General features: G+C 68.9%; 14 protein-coding genes and 2 tRNA genes. 3 read left to right on the top strand and 13 right to left on the bottom strand.

What is annotated here, in order from left to right:
* Positions 1–6: 6 nt before the first annotated feature.
* The gene (gene pknB, locus QOL15_RS00080) at positions 7–1,809 is read left to right on the top strand and encodes a Stk1 family PASTA domain-containing Ser/Thr kinase (protein ID WP_302847163.1); all 1,803 of its coding nucleotides are present in this window, start codon (positions 7–9) and stop codon (positions 1,807–1,809) included.
* 270 nt (positions 1,810–2,079) lie between these two features.
* Here pknB and QOL15_RS00075 read toward each other — a convergent pair whose 3' ends face one another.
* Complete coding sequence (locus tag QOL15_RS00075; RefSeq protein WP_065960429.1) at positions 2,080–2,724, bottom strand: aminodeoxychorismate/anthranilate synthase component II; 645 nt, start codon at positions 2,722–2,724, stop codon at positions 2,080–2,082.
* Positions 2,725–2,804: 80 nt separating this feature from the next.
* On the opposite strand from QOL15_RS00075, the gene QOL15_RS00070 reads away from it, so the two are divergent.
* On the top strand, positions 2,805–3,059 hold the full coding sequence (locus QOL15_RS00070) for a cell division protein CrgA (protein WP_058741043.1): 255 nt from the start codon (positions 2,805–2,807) through the stop codon (positions 3,057–3,059).
* 471 nt (positions 3,060–3,530) lie between these two features.
* On the opposite strand, the gene QOL15_RS00065 is transcribed toward QOL15_RS00070, so the two are convergent.
* Together QOL15_RS00065 and QOL15_RS00060 are read right to left on the bottom strand one after the other, a co-directional pair.
* The gene (locus tag QOL15_RS00065; protein WP_065960433.1) at positions 3,531–4,385 is read right to left on the bottom strand and encodes a rhomboid family intramembrane serine protease; all 855 of its coding nucleotides are present in this window, start codon (positions 4,383–4,385) and stop codon (positions 3,531–3,533) included.
* Positions 4,386–4,391: 6 nt separating this feature from the next.
* Complete coding sequence (locus tag QOL15_RS00060; protein WP_065960438.1) at positions 4,392–4,931, bottom strand: peptidylprolyl isomerase; 540 nt, start codon at positions 4,929–4,931, stop codon at positions 4,392–4,394.
* Positions 4,932–5,047: 116 nt separating this feature from the next.
* On the opposite strand from QOL15_RS00060, the gene QOL15_RS00055 reads away from it, so the two are divergent.
* Positions 5,048–5,623, top strand: a complete 576-nt coding sequence (locus QOL15_RS00055) for a hypothetical protein (protein ID WP_083230051.1) — start codon at positions 5,048–5,050, stop codon at positions 5,621–5,623.
* Between the two features lie 688 nt (positions 5,624–6,311).
* Here QOL15_RS00055 and QOL15_RS00050 read toward each other — a convergent pair.
* The 10 genes from QOL15_RS00050 to dnaA form a co-directional block, all read right to left on the bottom strand.
* A tRNA-Ala gene (locus QOL15_RS00050) sits at positions 6,312–6,384 on the bottom strand.
* A 34-nt stretch (positions 6,385–6,418) separates the two neighbouring features.
* Positions 6,419–6,495 (bottom strand) — tRNA-Ile (locus QOL15_RS00045).
* A gap of 76 nt (positions 6,496–6,571) precedes the next feature.
* Positions 6,572–6,979, bottom strand: coding sequence for a DUF3566 domain-containing protein (locus QOL15_RS00040; RefSeq protein WP_065960445.1), 408 nt, complete (start codon positions 6,977–6,979; stop codon positions 6,572–6,574).
* Positions 6,972–9,602: a DNA gyrase subunit A gene (gene gyrA / locus QOL15_RS00035; protein WP_071248044.1), complete on the bottom strand. Its 2,631-nt coding sequence runs from the start codon at positions 9,600–9,602 to the stop codon at positions 6,972–6,974. Before gyrA ends, QOL15_RS00040 begins: the two co-directional genes overlap by 8 nt.
* A 117-nt stretch (positions 9,603–9,719) precedes the next feature.
* Positions 9,720–11,729, bottom strand: a complete 2,010-nt coding sequence (gene gyrB / locus QOL15_RS00030; protein WP_071248047.1) for a DNA topoisomerase (ATP-hydrolyzing) subunit B — start codon at positions 11,727–11,729, stop codon at positions 9,720–9,722.
* A 133-nt stretch (positions 11,730–11,862) separates the two neighbouring features.
* Positions 11,863–12,363: a DUF721 domain-containing protein gene (locus tag QOL15_RS00025; RefSeq protein ID WP_065960451.1), complete on the bottom strand. Its 501-nt coding sequence runs from the start codon at positions 12,361–12,363 to the stop codon at positions 11,863–11,865.
* Positions 12,363–13,697: a DNA replication/repair protein RecF gene (recF, locus tag QOL15_RS00020; RefSeq protein ID WP_071248050.1), complete on the bottom strand. Its 1,335-nt coding sequence runs from the start codon at positions 13,695–13,697 to the stop codon at positions 12,363–12,365. The genes QOL15_RS00025 and recF overlap by 1 nt, the downstream gene beginning before the upstream one ends.
* Before the next feature lie 30 nt (positions 13,698–13,727).
* Positions 13,728–14,615, bottom strand: a complete 888-nt coding sequence (gnd, locus tag QOL15_RS00015) for a phosphogluconate dehydrogenase (NAD(+)-dependent, decarboxylating) (protein WP_139197518.1) — start codon at positions 14,613–14,615, stop codon at positions 13,728–13,730.
* Between the two features lie 70 nt (positions 14,616–14,685).
* Complete coding sequence (gene dnaN, locus QOL15_RS00010) at positions 14,686–15,831, bottom strand: DNA polymerase III subunit beta (RefSeq protein WP_071248053.1); 1,146 nt, start codon at positions 15,829–15,831, stop codon at positions 14,686–14,688.
* Positions 15,832–16,456: 625 nt separating this feature from the next.
* Positions 16,457–17,923, bottom strand: a complete 1,467-nt coding sequence (dnaA, locus tag QOL15_RS00005; protein ID WP_065960460.1) for a chromosomal replication initiator protein DnaA — start codon at positions 17,921–17,923, stop codon at positions 16,457–16,459.

Here is a 17,923-nt window from a genome sequence, read left to right as displayed (position 1 = left end):
GAGTACGTGCCTGAAGGTGTGACCGCGGGGATCGCGCTCCTCGCCAACCGCTACGAGATCGGCGACGTCATCGGTCGCGGTGGGATGGCGACGGTGCACGTGGGCACCGACACCAGACTCGGACGCAAGGTCGCGGTGAAGCTGCTCAAGCCGAGCCTCGCCAACGACCCTGCGTTCCGCATCCGCTTCCGCCAGGAAGCCCAGGCGGCTGCGCGCATGGCGCACCCCACCATCGTCCGCGTCTACGACGCCGGCGAGGAGACCGTCACCGAGACCTCGGGCGCCGAGGTGCAGGTGCCCTACATCGTCATGGAGTACGTCGAGGGCCGTGCGCTCTCGGACATCGTCGCCGAGGGCCCGCTCGACCCGTCCGAGGCCGTGCGCATCACCGAGGGCATCCTCACCGCGCTCGAGTACTCGCACCGCGCCGGGGTCGTCCACCGCGACATCAAGCCCGCGAACGTGATGGTCGCCCACAACGGCCAGGTCAAGGTCATGGACTTCGGCATCGCCCGGGCCATCACCGACACCTCGGCGACCGTCGCGCAGACGACGTCGATCCTCGGGACCGCCTCGTACTTCTCGCCGGAGCAGGCCCGCGGCGAGACGGTCGACGCGCGCACCGACATCTACTCCACGGGCGTCGTGCTCTTCGAGCTCCTCACCGGCCGCGCACCGTTCATCGGTGACTCGCCCGTCGCGGTCGCGTACCAGCACGTGAGCGAGCAGCCGGTGGCCCCGTCGACGATCGCCCACGCGGTGTCGCCTGCCCTCGACGCCGTGACGCTGCACGCGCTCGTGAAGGACCGCACCCGACGCTTCCAGAACGCCGCCGAGTTCCGCTCCGACCTGCAGCAGGCCGCAGCGGGCAAGGTGCCGGTGTCGACCCGCAAGCTCCAACAGAACGCCGCGCACGACGCGTCGACGATGCTGTTCGGGGTCAACCCGCGCACGACGTCGAACCCCGCGGTCGCGTTCCGCGAGCTCGACGACGACACCGCCGAGCACCGCCCGCAGCGGACCCAGAACCGCCCGCCGGTGGCGTGGATCTGGGTGGGCATCATCCTGACCATCGCCGTGATCGCCGGCGTCGGCTTCTTCGTCGCGAACCTCCAGCCCGGCAAGGCGCCGGTGTCGTCCTCGGTCTCCGTCCCGAACGTCGTCGGCGGCACGTGGGACTCGGCGAAGTCCGCGCTCGAACAGCGCGACCTCAGCCCGGTCGAGGTCGGCGAGAACTCCGACGACGTCCCGAAGGACTCCGTCATCCGGACCGAGCCCGGTTCCGGCACGAACGTCGCGCGCAAGCAGAGCATCCGGGTCATCGTGTCGCTCGGCCCCGAGCAGGTGGCGGTCCCCGACCTGGCGGGGCAGACCCAGGACGCCGCACAACAGGCACTGAAGACGGCCGGCTTCCAGGTCGGTGCGATCAACTCCGACTACTCGAACGACATCCCCGAGGGCACCGTCATCGACTCCGACCCAGCAGCGACGACGCAGCTCACCAAGGGCTCGGTCGTTAACCTGCGGGTCTCGAACGGCAAGGTCCGCCTGCCGAACGTCACGCAGCAGCCCTTCGGGACCGCGAACCAGACCCTCGTCTCGCTCGGCCTGACCGTGGTCCCCGTGGCCTCGAACTCCTGCACCGGCGGCCTCGTCGTGCAGCAGAGCGCACCGGAGGGTGACATCGCACAGGGCAGCTCGGTCACGCTGGTCTACTGCGCCGCCTCGGACAAGCCCACGCAGCAGCCGTCGTCGCCGGCGAACGGTGGCCAGCAGCAGGGCGGCACGCCGCCGTCCCCCGGCCAGTAGCAACCGCCGACGCGGGCGGCCCTCAAGCGCCCGATCGGCACGGCCTGGGGGCGACCGGCGACTCCCTCGCCGGTTCGGACGCGACGCGTCGCGTCGGGTTGCGTTCAGCGCATCCCCCAGCGACGGGACGGTCGCGACCCGCGGGGACGCCTCGCACCGGTCTGGAGGCACGCCCCACGTCCGTCGGACTGCTCGGCGGGCCACATTGCTGGCTCCAGAGCCCGCCACCCGCGGCCGCCCCGCCGGCGGCGGGCAGTCCGCGCGGTCGATTCAGCCGCGCTGTGCGGCGATGAGCGGGTTCAGCGCCGCGGCCCGCTCGGCCGCACCGGTCAGGCCGGTCGTCTCGAGCCAGTTGCCGACCATCCGGTACCCGCCCTCGGTGAGGACGGACTCCGGGTGGAACTGCACGCCGTACACGGGGTGGTCGCGGTGCTGGACACCCATGATGACGCCGCCACCGGTCCGCGCGGTGACGGTGAGCTCGTCCGGCACCGTGCCGTCGACGATCGCCAGCGAGTGGTAGCGCGTCGCGGTGAAGGGGTGCGGGACGCCGGTGAACAGGACGCTGTCGTCGTGGTCGACCTGCGAGGTCTTCCCGTGCATGAGTTCCTCGGCGTGCGTGACGGTCGCGCCGAGGGCCTCCGCGATGGCCTGGTGGCCGAGGCACACCCCGAGCAGCGGCGTCTCGGCCTGGATCGCGGCGCGCACCGTCGGGATGGAGACCCCGGCGTCGGCGGGCGTCCCCGGGCCGGGGGAGAGCAGCACGCCGTCGTAGTCGGCGAGGCGCTCGGCGATCTCGGACTCGGGGAAGGCGTCGTTGCGGACGACGTCGGTCTCGGCTCCGAGCTGCTGCACGTACCCGTTCAGCGTGTAGACGAAGCTGTCGTAGTTGTCGACGACGAGGATCTTGGTCATGGTCGCATCACCGTACCTGTGGGGGTGTGTGCGGCTCCTGGGGGCCGTGCCGCACACGCGGTCACGGTAGGATACCGGCCATGGCCAAGGACAAGGACCGCACCAAGCCCGCCCGGAGGACCCGAGCCGACTCGGTCGACACGGCCGGCGACCAGCCGAACCCCGTGTGGTTCAAGCCCGTCATGTTCGGCTTCATGCTGGTCGGGCTGGCGTGGGTCATCGTCTTCTACATCTCGAACACGACGCTGCCCGTGCCGTCGCTCGGGTCGTGGAACATCCTCATCGGATTCGGCATCATGTTCGTCGGCTTCCTCATGACCACACGCTGGCGCTAGCCACCTCCGCTGTTCCGACGCCCGTCGCACCCCTCGGTGCGGCGGGCGTCGTCGTGTACCCGGGGTCGAAGCTGCCCGGAGCAGCGTGGTGCTCGGTTGCGTGAACGCACTCCGGTCTGTCCACAAGCTCGGCCGGCCGTCGGCGCCGCTCTCCACACCACGGGCGGAGTTCTCCCCAGTTCTCCACACTTTCCCCAGCGTCATCCACACCCTCGTCCCGGAGTTATCCACATGTGCATCCACAGTGGGGATAATCACACGCGTGTAACTCACCGAGTTGTCCCCAGCTGTGGAGAACTCCGTGCAGAGGTGTGGAGAACGACGACGTCCTGCGCTCCGCGGGCCCGTCACATTCGCTCCGAGGGCCCGTCACATCCGCGTCGAGGGCCCGTCACATCCGCGCCGAGGGCGCAGGAACGACGAACGCCCCACCGCGCACTGCGGTGGGGCGTCCGACGAAGCAGGCCGCGATCAGCCGATCGTGACGGCGTACCCGACGTAGATCAGGGCGATCGCCGCGACGGCTTCGGCCACGAGCAGGGCGATCTGCAACGGCCGACGGCGGATGTTCCGCGTCTGGGCGAACACCAGGCCGGTGAGGAAGCCGCCCACGATGCCGCCGACGTGCGCCTGCCACGAGATGTTCGTCCCGGGCAGGAACCCGATCACGAGGTTGAGGCCGATGATCACCAGGAGCTGCACGGCGTTGATCCCCAGGCTCCGCTGGATGACGAAGAACGCCGCGAAGAGCCCGAAGATCGCCCCCGAGGCACCGAGCACACCGGTGCCGGGCGCCAGGACGGTGACCGCCAGGGTGCCGAAGATCCCGGAGATGAAGTACAGCGCCAGGAAGCGCCACGTCCCGAGCAGGTTCTCGAGCATGCGCCCGAACACCCACAGCGCCCACATGTTGAAGGCGATGTGGAAGAATCCCGAGTGCACGAACAGCGACGTGACGATCCGCCACGGCTGGGTGGGCAGCAGCAGCGAGTTGTAGGCCAGGAGTGCCGTCAGGTACCGGCCGGTCACCTGGTCGAGCAGCCAGATCGCCACCGAGACGACCACGAGCACGAACGTGCCCTTCTGGTCGAGCATGGCGAACCGGCGCCGAGCGACGGTCAGGCCGCTCGGCGCTCCGGATGCCTTCCGGTTCGCCGCGAACTGTGCCCGCTGTTCACGGACGCACTCCGGGCAGTGCACCCCGACGGCAGCCGGCGTCTGGCACTCGGTGCAGATCGTCCGTCCGCAGCGCTGGCAGAGGATGAAGCTCTGCCGGTCCGGGTGTCGGTAGCAGAAGTTGCCCGGGTTCGCAGCGTGGTCCGTCACCTGGACTCAGACGTCCTCGACGTCGATGCTCTGGATGACGACGTCCTCGAGCGGCTTGTCGCGACCGTCGGTCGGGACGGCCTCGATCGCGTCGACGACCGCGCGCGACTCGTCGTCCGCGACCTCACCGAAGATGGTGTGCTTGCCCTGGAGCCAGGGGGTGGCGACCGTGGTGATGAAGAACTGCGAACCGTTCGTGCCCCGGCCGCCCTGGATGCCGGCGTTCGCCATGGCGAAGATGTACGGCTTCTGGAAGGTGAGCTCGGGGGAGATCTCGTCGTCGAAGCGGTAGCCCGGACCACCGATGCCCTGACCGAGCGGGTCGCCGCCCTGGATCATGAAGTCCTTGATGATGCGGTGGAAGATCACGCCGTCGTAGAGCTTGTCGGTCGAGACCTTGCCCGTGCCCGGGTGGGTCCACTCCTGCTTGCCGGTCGCGAGGTCGACGAAGTTCTTGACGGTCTTCGGAGCGTGGTTGCCGAACAGGTTGACGCGGACGTCGCCCTTGTTCGTGTGGATCGTTGCGACAGCGGTGTGCAGAGACATGTTCCGATTCTCGCATGTACTCCCGGTGCAGACACGGATTGCACAGCTGAGGCTCCGTGACCTGTCAGCCGCCCCGGTGGCAGGATGGGGTCACGCCGTTCCGATGGAGGTACCAGATGACGACGATCGAGATCCCGCGCAAGCGTCGGAAGCAGATCAAGAAGCTCAAGGGCAAGACCGCCTCGCTCCTCGGCGAGCAGCGCAAGGTCCTGGAGCACGCGAACGCGATCCTCGCCGAGGCTCGCTCGCACGCCGCAGACGCAGCTCGCAAGGACATCGCACCCCGCGTGCAGAACGCGATCGACAACGGGATCCGTCCCGCTGTCGCCACGAGCGTCCACGCAGCCACCTCGGCCGCGCAGAACGCCTCGCACCGCTTCCAGACCGAGGTCGTCCCGGGGCTCGTCGCCACCGCTGGCTCGGTCCTGAGCGTCAAGGACCTCGCGAAGGACCCGCGCGTCAAGAAGATCGTGAAGGACGCCCAGAAGAAGGGCGCCAAGGCGAAGAAGGCCGCGGCGAAGTACACGCCCGGTCACCAGAAGAAGGGCCTCGGCTTCGGTGGGGTCGCCCTCATCGTGGTCGGTGTCGTCGCCGTCGCCGGTGCTGCCTACGCGGCGTACCAGACGCTCCGCGCCGACGACGACCTGTGGGTCGCCGACGACGCTGACTCGGCGGAGAAGAAGTCCGCCTGACCTCCCGGTTCGTTCGAAGGGCCCCGGCACTGCGCCGGGGCCCTTCGTCGTCCCTGGCACGGGAGGTCGACGGCGCTGGGCCCCGTTGAGCGCGCACGATCAGTCACACTCGGCGGCCCACGGCGACGAACACCGCCCACCCGCCGTCCTCCCCGCGGCGCGTCCTGCCCGATCGCCGGTGGGGTGCGCGAGCGGCGTGCGACCCTGGGCGACCGGCGCGCCCATGGGCAAGCGGCGTGCCCATGGGCGAGCGGCGTGCGCCCGTCGGCAAGCGGCGTGCGCCCGTCGGCAAGCGGCGTGCGTCGGTACTGCTGGTCGGCAGCGCGGACTGGAGGCGCGCTGCCAGCCCGCCCCGCGCCTCCCGTCCGGTGCGCACCCTGCTCACGCGACGGCCCCGCCGTTCCGTCACGTCGTAGATCGTCGCGTTGTGCCCGGCCGCAGTCCGGCGTGTGCGCCACACCGAGGTGACACGACTCGCCTCGCGCCACACGTCGAGGTGTCGGAACTCCCCGCGCCCAGCACGTCGAGGTGTCGAGGACCGCACCCAGCGCCGGCGAGATGCCGGAATTCCGGCACCTCGGCGCGCACCCCCGAACGCCGCGCACGCGCACACGCACACGCACACGCACGAAAACCCGGGAACGACGAAGCCCCTGCGACGCCAGAGGCGACCAGGGGCTGTTCGGAGTGGAGCCTGGGAGAATCGAACTCCCGACATCCTGCTTGCAAAGCAGGCGCTCTACCAACTGAGCTAAGGCCCCGTACGGTACCGAGGTACCGACCGGATGTCGTACGTGGTGGGGCTACAAGGACTTGAACCTTGGACCTCTTCGTTATCAGCGAAGCGCTCTAACCGCCTGAGCTATAGCCCCTCAGACCGGATGAAAGCCTACCGCACCGATCCCGCAGAACGAAATCGAGTGGATCGACCCACCCAGCCCGGGTGTGTCAGTTGTTCGTGAACCCGACGAGCAAGCCGCCGGTGATCCGCACACTGAGGTTGTAGAGCACGCTCACGATCGCGCCGAGCACGGTGCCCACGACGACGTTGAGGATGCCCACCACGACCGAGAACCCGAGGACCTGGCCCAGTGAGAACTGGTCCATGATCGAGTACCCGCTCTGCCCGGTCACGTCCTTGAGCAGGGCGTCGATCTGCGTGAAGACACCGGTCTGGTTGAGGATGATCCACACCAGGGCGGTCGCCACGACGATCACGATCGAGCCGGCCAGGGCGATCAGGAAGGACAGCTTGACCATCGACCAGAAGTCGAGGTACACGAGCCGCAGTCGCACCTGACGGGTGCCGACGGGCCGCTTCGCCTTCTTCTGGAGCTTCTCGGCGACACTACTCATTGGTTGACTGGTCCTCTCCGGCCACGGGCTCGGTCGGTTCGGGGGCCGCTTCGTCAGGGCTGACCGTCTCCACCGGGCCTGCGGGCTCGATCTCGGCGTCGTCCTGGTCGTCCAGGTTCCGCTCACTGTTCCGGGCCACCGCGATGATCCGGTCGTTCTCCGCGAACCTCGCGAAGACCACACCCATCGTGTCGCGACCCTTGGCGGGCACCTCGGACACGGCAGACCTTACCACCTTGCCCGATTGCAGCACGACGAGCACCTCGTCGTCGCCGCCCACGATGAGCGCTCCCACGAGGTCGCCCCGGTCGGCCGCCAACTTGGCGACCTTGATGCCGAGACCACCACGGCCCTGCACCCGGTACTGGTCGACCGAGGTCCGCTTGGCGTAGCCGCCCTCGGTCATCACCCAGACGTACCCGTCGTCGGACACGACCCGCGCCGCGAGCAGCGAGTCGTCCCCGCGGAACGACATGCCCTTCACGCCGGAGGTCGAGCGCCCCATCGGACGGAGGCTGTCGTTCGTCGCGGTGAAGCGCAGCGACATGCCGTGCTTCGAGACGAGGAGCAGGTCGTCGGTCTCGTCGACGAGCAGGGCCTGGCGGAGCTTGTCGCCCTCGCGCAGGTTGATCGCGATGATGCCACCGGTGCGGTTCGTGTCGTACTCGGTGAGCGCGGTCTTCTTGACGAGACCCTGCTCGGTGGCGAGCACGAGGTACTGTGCGGCCTCGTAGTCGCGGATGTCGAGCACCTGCTGGATCTGCTCGTCGGGCTGCATCGCGAGGAGGTTCGCGACGTGCTGGCCCTTGGCGTCGCGGCTGGCTTCCTGGAGCTCGTACGCCTTGGCGCGGTAGACCCGGCCCTGGTCGGTGAGGAACAGCAGCCAGTGGTGCGTGGTCGTGACGAAGAAGTGCTCGACGATGTCGTCGGCCCGGAGCTGGGCACCCTTGACGCCACGGCCACCGCGGTGCTGCGAGCGGTAGTTGTCGCTGCGCGTGCGCTTGACGTACCCGCCGCGGGTGATGGTGACGACCATCTCCTCCTCGGGGATGAGGTCCTCGATGGACATGTCGCCGTCGTAGCCGAGCAGGATCTCGCTGCGGCGGTCGTCGCCGAAGCGGTCGACGATCTCGGCGAGCTCGTCGCTGATGATGCTGCGCTGCCGGGTCTCCGAGCCCAGGATGTCCTGGAAGTCGGCGATCTTGCGCTCGAGCTCGTCGGCCTCGTCGTGGATCTTCTGCCGCTCGAGGGCGGCCAGGCGACGGAGCTGCAGCTCGAGGATCGCGCGCGCCTGGATCTCGTCGACGCTGAGCAGGTCCATGAGGCCCGTGCGCGCTTCTTCCACGTCGGGCGAGCGACGGATGAGCGCGATGACCTCGTCGAGGGCGTCGAGTGCCGCGAGGTAGCCGCGCAGGATGTGCGCGCGCTTCTCGGCCTCGCGCAGCCGGTACTGCGTGCGGCGGACGATGACGTCGATCTGGTGGTCGACCCACGCCGAGATGAAGCCGTCGAGCGCGAGCGTGCGCGGCACGCCGTCGACGATCGCGAGCATGTTCGCGCCGAAGTTCTCCTGCAGCTGCGTGTGCTTGTACAGGTTGTTCAGCACGACCTTCGCCACGGCGTCGCGCTTCAGCACGATGACCAGGCGCTGGCCGGTGCGGCCGGAGGTCTCGTCGCGGATGTCCGCGATGCCGGCGAGCTTGCCGTCCTTGACGCCCTCGGCGATGCGGATCGCGAGGTTGTCCGGGTTGACCTGGTACGGCAGCTCGGTGACGACCAGGCACGTGCGGCCCTGGATCTCCTCGACGTTCACGACGGCACGCATCGTGATCGACCCGCGGCCCGTGCGGTACGCGTCCTGGATGCCCTTGGTGCCGAGGATCTGCGCACCGGTCGGGAAGTCCGGGCCCTTGATCCGCTGCATGAGCGCCCCGAGGAGCTCCTCACGCGTCGCGTCCGGGTGCTCGAGCGCCCACTGCGCACCGGCCGCGACCTCGCGCAGGTTGTGCGGCGGGATGTTCGTCGCCATGCCGACCGCGATGCCGACGGAGCCGTTCACGAGCAGGTTCGGGAAGCGGGCCGGCAGGATCGCGGGCTCCTGCGTGCGGCCGTCGTAGTTGTCCTGGAAGTCGACGGTGTCCTCGTCGATGTCCCGGACCATCTCCATGGCGAGCGGCGCCATCTTGGTCTCGGTGTACCGGGGGGCTGCGGCGCCGTCGTTGCCGGGCGAACCGAAGTTGCCCTGGCCGAGCGCGAGCGGGTACCGGAGCGACCACGGCTGCACCAGGCGGACGAGTGCGTCGTAGATCGCGCTGTCGCCGTGCGGGTGGAACTGCCCCATGACGTCGCCGACGACGCGCGAGCACTTCGAGAACGCGCGGTCCGGGCGGTAGCCGCCGTCGAACATCGCGTAGATGACGCGACGGTGCACCGGCTTCAGCCCGTCCCGGACCTCCGGCAGGGCGCGGCCGACGATGACCGACATCGCGTAGTCCAGGTAGGAGCGCTGCATCTCGAGCTGCAGGTCGACCTGCGAGATGCGGTCTCCGGAGACGACGATGTCGCCGGAGTCGCCGTGCACGATCTCGGGCTGCTCGTCGTTCGTCTCGTTGTCGTCAGCCATGTGGCCTGGTCACCTTTCTGCACTGCCTGGAGGCAGGGGTTCCGTTCGTCGCGCCGGGCGCGACCACAGGTGGTCGGGACTGGTCGACGCGGCTGGCACCGCGCCTCCAGACCGGGTCTAGATGTCGAGGAACCGGACGTCCTTGGCGTTCTGCTGGATGAACTGGCGACGGGACTCGACGTCCTCGCCCATCAGCGTCGCGAAGACGCTGTCCACCGCGGCGGCGTCCTCGAGGGTGACCTGCAGGAGCGTGCGGGTGTCCGGGTTCATCGTGGTGTCCCAGAGCTCCTTGTAGTCCATCTCGCCGAGGCCCTTGTAGCGCTGGATGCCGTTGTCCTTCGGGATGCGCTTGCCGGAGGCGAGACCCGCGGTCATCATCGCGTCGCGCTCCCGGTCGCTGAACACGTACTCGTGTGCGGCGTTCGACCACTTCAGGCGGTACAGCGGCGGCTGTGCGAGGTACACGTAACCGCGCTCGATGAGCGGGCGCATGTACCGGAACAACAGCGTCAAGAGCAGGGTCGTGATGTGCTGCCCGTCGACGTCGGCATCGGCCATCAGCACGATCTTGTGGTACCGGGCCTTGTCCGGGTCGAAGTCCTCGCCGATGCCGGCGCCGAACGCCGTGATCATCGACTGGATCTCCTGGTTGGCGAGCGCGCGGTCGAGCCTGGCCTTCTCGACGTTGAGGATCTTGCCGCGCAGCGGCAGGATCGCCTGCGTCATCGGGTTGCGGCCCTGCACGGCGGAGCCACCGGCGGAGTCGCCCTCGACCATGAAGATCTCGGAGAGCGTCGGGTCCTTCGACTGGCAGTCCTTGAGCTTGCCGGGCATGCCACCCGACTCGAGCAGCCCCTTGCGACGGGTCGTCTCGCGGGCCTTGCGGGCGGCGAGACGGGCCTGCGACGCCTGGATCGCCTTGCGGATGACGTCGCGCGCCTGCGTCGGGTTGCTCTCGAACCAGTGGCTGAGCTCGCTGCCGACGACGCGCTGCACGAAGCCCTTCGCCTCGGTGTTGCCGAGCTTCGTCTTCGTCTGGCCCTCGAACTGCGGTTCGCCGAGCTTCACGGAGATGACGGCCGTCAACCCTTCGCGGATGTCGTCACCCGTGAGGTTGTCGTCCTTCTCCTTGAGGACCTTCGTGTCCTTGGCGTACTTGTTCACCAGGGAGGTCAGCGCGGCGCGGAAGCCCTCTTCGTGGGTGCCGCCCTCGTGCGTGTTGATCGTGTTCGCGAAGGTGTGGACGCTCTCCTGGTACGAGGTGTTCCACTGCATCGCGATCTCGAGCGCGATCTTGCGCTCGGTGTCCTCGGCCTCGATGGCGATGACGTCCGGGTGGACGAGGTCGGCCTTCTTCTGCGCGTTGAGGTACTCGACGTAGTCGGGCAGGCCGCGGTCGTAGCGGAAGGAGTCGCCGCGCGACTCCTCGCCCTCGTCGGGGGTCCGCTCGTCGCGCAGCGTGATCCGCAGGCCCTTGTTGAGGAAGGCCATCTGCTGGAAGCGCGTGCGCAGGGTCTCGTAGTCGAACTCGACGCTCTCGAAGATGTCGGCGTTCGGCCAGAACGTGATCGTCGTGCCGGTCTCGTCGGTGGGTTCGCCCTTGGCGACCGGGGCGACGGGGACGCCGTCGGTGTAGCTCTGGCGCCAGACGTGTCCCTGACGGCGGACCTCGACGTCGAGCTCGGAGCTCAGGGCGTTCACGACGGAGGAACCGACGCCGTGCAGACCACCGGAGACCGCGTAGCCGCCACCGCCGAACTTGCCGCCGGCGTGCAGGACGGTCAGGACGACCTGGAGCGTCGAGACGCCCTCGGCCGCGTGCACGTCGACCGGGATGCCACGGCCGTTGTCGACCACGCGGACGCCGCCGTCCTCGCGGATGGTGACGTCGATGGTGTCGCAGTAGCCGGCGAGGGCTTCGTCGACGGAGTTGTCGACGATCTCCTGCACGAGGTGGTGGAGCCCGCGCGGACCGGTCGAGCCGATGTACATGCCGGGGCGCTTGCGGACCGCTTCGAGCCCTTCCAGCACCTGAATCTGGTCTGCGCCGTACGATGGTTCCGGCTGCGGGGCCTGCTCGGTCTCGCCCTGCGGGATCGTCTGGTCGTCGTCAGATTCTGCTGTCATCTCGAAGTGGCTCCTGCCTGCGCGCGGAACGGCCGCACACTGCACCCCGAGTCTACCGTAGGGACCCCCGCATCCGAGGCCGTGTTCGGCCCACAGACGGGGTTTTTTCGTCCGGTAGGACGATTTCGTCGGCCTAGCCGTAGGTGTCGCGCGGGCCGCGCCCCTGGACGGTCCTGGGACCGCGTTTCCAGGTGGGGACGTCCGGCCCGGAAACCCGGATGGACTGGACCCCGGCCTCTGGGTGCCGCTCGGCGATCGTCGTGGTGACCGTGGCGCGCATCAGCCGGAGCTGCGTCGCCCACGCGGTCGAGTCGCACCGGATGACCAGTGCACCGTCGTCGATCGTCATCGGTCGCGAGTGCTTCGCGAGCTCCTCGCCGACCACCGCGGGCCAGTCGACGAACAGCTCGGAGCGCGCGAGCGGCTCCGTCCAGCCGAGCTCGGCGGCGAGGGAGCCGACGACGTCGCCGAGACCCCGGGGTTCGCGGCCGCGACCGTACGGCACCGAGTCGGCGTCGAGTTCGCGGGCACGACGGCGACGGGCGTCGACGGTCCGGAGGGAGGGGTCGCCGTACACCGCGCGGAGGTGGCGGTAGACCCGGCTCGGCTCGGTGGGCTTCCAGGGCTTCGGCATCAGGCGTCCGCCCCGGTCGTCGTCGCGGCGGGTGCCGCCGCGGCCGTGACGGTCGCGTCGGACGGGTCGGTCTCGCCGGACAGGTCGGTCGCGTCGGTCGGGTCAGTTGCTTCGGACGCGCCGGTCGCGCGGTCGGCGGACGGACGGGAGGCGCTGCTCGCGTCCGCCTCGTCGGTCACGATCGTCCCGGCCTCGATCCGCACGGTGTGCGCCGCGAGCTGCGCCGGCACGTCCCCGTGCACGGCGGCGGTGATGAGGACCTGCTCGTAGTCGGCGACCGCCCCGGCCAGGCGTTCCCGGCGGGACTCGTCGAGCTCGGCGAACACGTCGTCGAGGATGATGATCGGGTCGCCGAGGGTCGACTCCGCGCGCAGGACAGCGGCACTGGCGAGCTTGACCGCGAGCGCGAACGACCACGACTCCCCGTGACTCGCGTACCCACGGGCGGGTAACCCGTTCAGCTGGAAGAGCACGTCGTCCCGGTGGGGTCCGACGAGCGTCAGGCCACGGTCGAGCTCGTCGCGGCGACGGCGCTCGAGCGCGGCCCGGAAGGCATCGGCGGCGGCCGCCACGGAGACCGGTTCCTCCGGGGTGCCGAGCACCGGGTCGGTCGCCGCGGCGTCCTCGGGGTCGCCGCCCCGCACGCTGAGCACACCCGTGATCGTGGCCTCGTGCCGTTCACCGGCGACGGTCGCGTACGCCTCGGTGACGAAGGGCGCCAACCGGCGGGTGAGGTGGTCGCGCGCGGCGATGACCTCGGACCCGAAGGCCACGAGTCGCTCGTCCCAGACGTCGAGCGTCGCGAGGGAGCCAGCGCGGGACCCGGTCGCGCGCGCCGACTTCAGCAGGGTGTTCCGCTGGCGGAGCGTGCGGTCGTAGTCGGCGAGGACGCCCTGCATCCGCGGCGCGATCTGGCCGAGCAGCTCGTCGAGCATGCGGCGCCGGCCGGCCGGTTCGCCGCGGACCAGCGCGAGGTCCTCGGGTGCGAACAGGACGCTCGTGCAGTAGCGCGGGAGCTCGCGCGGCTTGATCGCCGCCCGGTTCACCTGCGCACGGTTCGACCCGGTCCGGTTGATCTGGACCTCGGCGAGGATGCTGCGGTCGTCGTGGGCGAGACGTGCGCGGACGATCGCGGCGTCGCAGCCCTGGCGGACGAGTGCCGCATCGGTCGGGACGCGGTGCGATCCGAGGGTGGACAGGTAGCCGATCGCCTCGACGAGGTTGGTCTTGCCCTGCCCGTTGCGCCCGACGAACAGGTTCGGCCCGCGTGCGAGGACCACCTCCGCCTCCCGGTAGTTCCGGAAGTCGGTGAGTTGCAGGTGGTCGACGTGCACGCGGGCCGAGGGTCCGGGTGGGTACCCGGGCTACGCCTTCTTGACGGCGTGGCCGCCGAACTGGTTGCGGAGCGCCGCGACGGCCTTCATCGTCGGGGACTGGCTGCCCTGACGCGAGACGAAGCGGGCGAACATCGCGGCCGAGAGCGCGGGCATCGGCACCGCGAGCTCGATCGCCTCTTCGAGGGTCCAGCGACCCTCGCCCGAGTCGTCGACGTAGCCCTCGAGCTCGTCGAGCTTCGGGTCCTCGTTGATCGCGAGGACGAGCAGGTCGAGCAGCCAGGAACGGACGACCGTCCCGCGCTGCCACCCGGCGAAGACGGCGGGCACGTCGTGGACGATGTCCTTCGCCTCGAGGAGCTCGTAGCCCTCGCCGTACGCCTGCATGATCGCGTACTCGATGCCGTTGTGGACCATCTTCGCGTAGTGGCCCGCGCCGACGCCGCCGGCGTGCGAGAAGCCCTCCTCGCGGGGGCCCTCGGGACGCAGCGCGTCGAAGACCGGCATCGCGAACTCGACGTCCTCGGCGGCACCGCCGACCATGAGGCCGTAGCCGTTGTCCTTGCCCCAGACACCGCCCGAGACGCCGGCGTCCATGTAGCGGATGCCCTTGGCGTCGAGCTGCTTGGCGTGCACCTCGTCGTCGAGCCACTTCGAGTTGCCGCCGTCGATGACCAGGTCGCCCTCGCCGAGGACCTCGGCCAGGTCGGAGATCACGTCGTCCGTGATCTTGCCGTGCGGGACCATGACCCAGACGAGCTTCTTGCCCTCGGGCAGTGCGGCGGCGAGTGCGCCGAGGTCGGCGACGTCGGAGACGGCGGGGTTCGCGTCGTACCCGGTGACCTCGATGCCTGCGTTGCGGAGACGGGCACGCATGTTGTTGCCCATGCGACCGAGGCCGACAAGACCGATGTGCATGATTTCCTCTTCTGTTCGTCGTCGCGCTGATGCACGGTTGGCGCGTCAGCGCAGTGTTCGGCTGTTGCGCTTACCGCAGCAGGAGATTGGGCTGCAGCAGGTACCGGTATCCGTCCGTCGCCGGGGCCTCCTGGGAGGTCTGGCCGGTGATGAGCACCGGGCCCGGCTTGTTGGGGTTCTCCGTCTTGGTGAAGGAGATCCGGACGAACTCGGAGTGCACCGCGTTCAACCCGTCCAGGAGGAAGGCGGGCTTCAGCGAGACCACCGTTTCCTCACCGGTCAGCAACGCACTGATCGACTCTGACGCCTGCGCTTGTTCGGAACCGATCGCCTCGAGCGTGAGCCCGTCGACCGAGAAGGAGAACCGGAGGGCGGCTTCGCGCTCCAGGACGAGGGAGACTCGTCGGACGGCCTCGACCAGTTCCGCGGTGTTGATCACCGCGTGGTCCTGGACCGTCTCGGGGAAGAGCCGGCGGACCGGCGGGTAGTTGCCCTTGATGAGCAGCGACGTCACCGTCTTGTCGTCGGCGTGGAACGCGATGAGCTCGCGGTCCGAGCTGCCGCTGATCGACACCGACACCGTGGACGCCGAGCCGAAGGTGCGGCCGACCTCCTGCAGGGTGCGGGCGGGGACGAGTGCGTGCAGGGGCTCGGAGCCGACGCGGCCGGAGTCCCACGCGATCGTGCGGATCGCGACGCGGTAGCGGTCGGTCGCGGTGAGCGACAGGTCGTTGTCGCCGACCTCGAGCTGCACGCCCGTGATCACCGGGGTGACGTCTTCACGACTCGCGGCGACGGCGACCTGGGACACGGCCTCCGAGAAGGCGTCGCCCGGGATGACACCGGTCTGCTCGCCGATCTCGGGGAGGGTCGGGTACTCCTCGACCGGCATCGACAGCAGCGTGAAGTGCGCCGGGCCGCAGGCGACCGAGATCCGGGACTCCTCGGTCGTGAAGGTGACCGGGGCGTTCGGCAGGCGGCTGGCGATGTCGTTCAGGAGCCGGCCGGAGACGAGCACCGTGCCGGACTCGTCGACCTGGGCCGTGATCGACGTCTGCGCCGAGACTTCGTAGTCGAACGACGAGAGCGTCAGCCGGTCGCCCTCTGCGTGGATCAGGACGCCGGAGAGGATCGGGAGGGTCGTGCGCTGTGGGAGGAGCTTCACCGCGAAGGAGACGGCTTCGGAGAAGACGTCCCGGTTGACCTCGAACTTCACAGCTGGGACCCCTGTCGATCGGTTGACTGTCCGGCCGCCCCATTGTGGCACAGCGGAGGGAGCGCCGGATTTCTTGTCGTTCGGCCCTCCACAAGGTTGGCCCCTGGAGTGATCTAGATGACAAGGAGTAATGGTCTTAACGCCTGTGCACACTGTGGACAACTCTGTGCATCCCAGTTCTCCACAGGGAACTACACACGTGTGAGTTGTGAGTGGGGTGTTGACGGCTTCTGGATGAGCAAAAGTCATCTATCCACTTCCATCCCCAGTCTCCACAGGTGGGTGTGGATCTGTGTACAACCGGACCGCGTGTCCTCCACAGTTATCCACAGGCTTTCCACACTGTGGGAATCTCGGCCCATGGAACCGTCTCAGATGGTGGATGGGCGCTGAGGCGGGCCGATCCGGGGAGGTGATCCGTGCCTCCAGGCCGGGTTGGGGGCGCGACGACGGAACCGAGCCCGCAGGGTCGGCGGGGGGCGCGTCGGACGTCCCGGGGGCAGCGGATGGACCGCGTCGCGCGGATCAGCGGGAGCGGCGGTCCTGCTTGATGCGGCTCGCGGTCCTGCTCGGTGCGGCTGCCGGAGATGGGTGCGGTCTCGGTGACCTGGTGGTGGAGCCGGGCTCAGCGGTACCGGCGGTCCTGCTTGATGCGGCTCGTCAGCTCGGTGACCTGGTTGTAGATCGACCGCCGCTCCTTCATCAGCTCGGTGATCTTCTTGTTCGCGTACATGACCGTGGTGTGGTCGCGGTTGCCGAACAGCTGCCCGATCTTCGGCAGGGACAGGCTCGTCATCTCGCGGCACAGGTACATCGCGATCTGCCGAGCGGTGGCGATCGCCTGCGACCGGGAGGACCCGTAGAGGTCGTCGACGGAGAGCTTGAAGTACTCCGCGGTGTGGTTGATGATGTCCGTCGGCGCGATCACGTTGTCGTCGTCGAGGGTGATCAGGTCCTTGAGCACCGTCTGCACCAGGGCCATGTCGACGGCCGTCCGGTTGAGGCTCGCGAACGCCGTGACGCGGATGAGCGTCCCCTCGAGCTCCCGGATGTTGCTCGACACCTTCGAGGCCATGAACTCGAGGATGTCGTCCGGCACCTGCAGGTGGTCGGACTGCGCCTTCTTGCGGAGGATCGCGATGCGGGTCTCGAGGTCGGGTGCCTGCACGTCGGTGATCAGGCCCCACTCGAAGCGGGAGCGCATCCGGTCCTCGAAGCCGGTGAGGTGCTTCGGCGCGACGTCCGACGTGATGACGACCTGCTTGTTGTGGTCGTGCAGCGTGTTGAACGTGTGGAAGAAGGCCTCCTGCGTGGAGTCCTTCCCCTGCAGGAACTGGATGTCGTCGATCAGCAGGATGTCGATGTCGCGGTACCGCTGCTGGAACTGGTTCGCGCGGTTGTTCGCGATCGAGTTGATGAAGTCGTTGGTGAACTCCTCGCTCGACACGTACCGGACGCGGATCCCCGGGTAGAGGCTCTCGGCGTAGTGGCCGATCGCGTGGAGCAGGTGCGTCTTGCCGAGCCCGGAGTCGCCGTAGATGAAGAGCGGGTTGTAGGCCTTGGCCGGGGCCTCGGCGACCGCGACGGCTGCGGCGTGGGCGAACCGGTTCGAGGACCCGATGACGAAGTTGTCGAAGTTGTACTTCGGGTTGAGCCGGGACTCCGGGCGCCCGCTCGTGCCCGGTGCGTCGATCTGGCTCGGGACGAACGGCGCCTCGATGTACTGCCGCGGTGCCGCGCTCTGCTCGACGGGCTGCTGCACGGGCTCGGCGTACTCGGGCACGTGCGACGAGACGACCGGGTCGACCCGCGGCTCGGAGGCCATGTCGGGGTTGACCGTGATCGCGAAGTTCGCGACCGAGTCGTCGCCGACCCGGGAGACCGCCTCGGTGATCGGGATCCGGATCCGCTGTTCGAGCATGCCGCGGGTCAGGTCGTTCGGGACCTCGAGGTAGAGGGTGCCGGCGAGGACGCCCTTCGGTTCGACCAGGTTGAGGAAGCCGTGCAGCTGCGGCGTGATGCGGTCGTCCTCCGACAGGAGGCCCAGGACGGAGGACCAGAGGTCCTCGACGGGATCGGCCGGCATCGTCAT

Source organism: Curtobacterium sp. MCBA15_012 (assembly GCF_001864935.2).
Classification (GTDB): domain Bacteria; phylum Actinomycetota; class Actinomycetes; order Actinomycetales; family Microbacteriaceae; genus Curtobacterium.
This window is presented reverse-complemented; position numbering and strand designations above follow the sequence as displayed.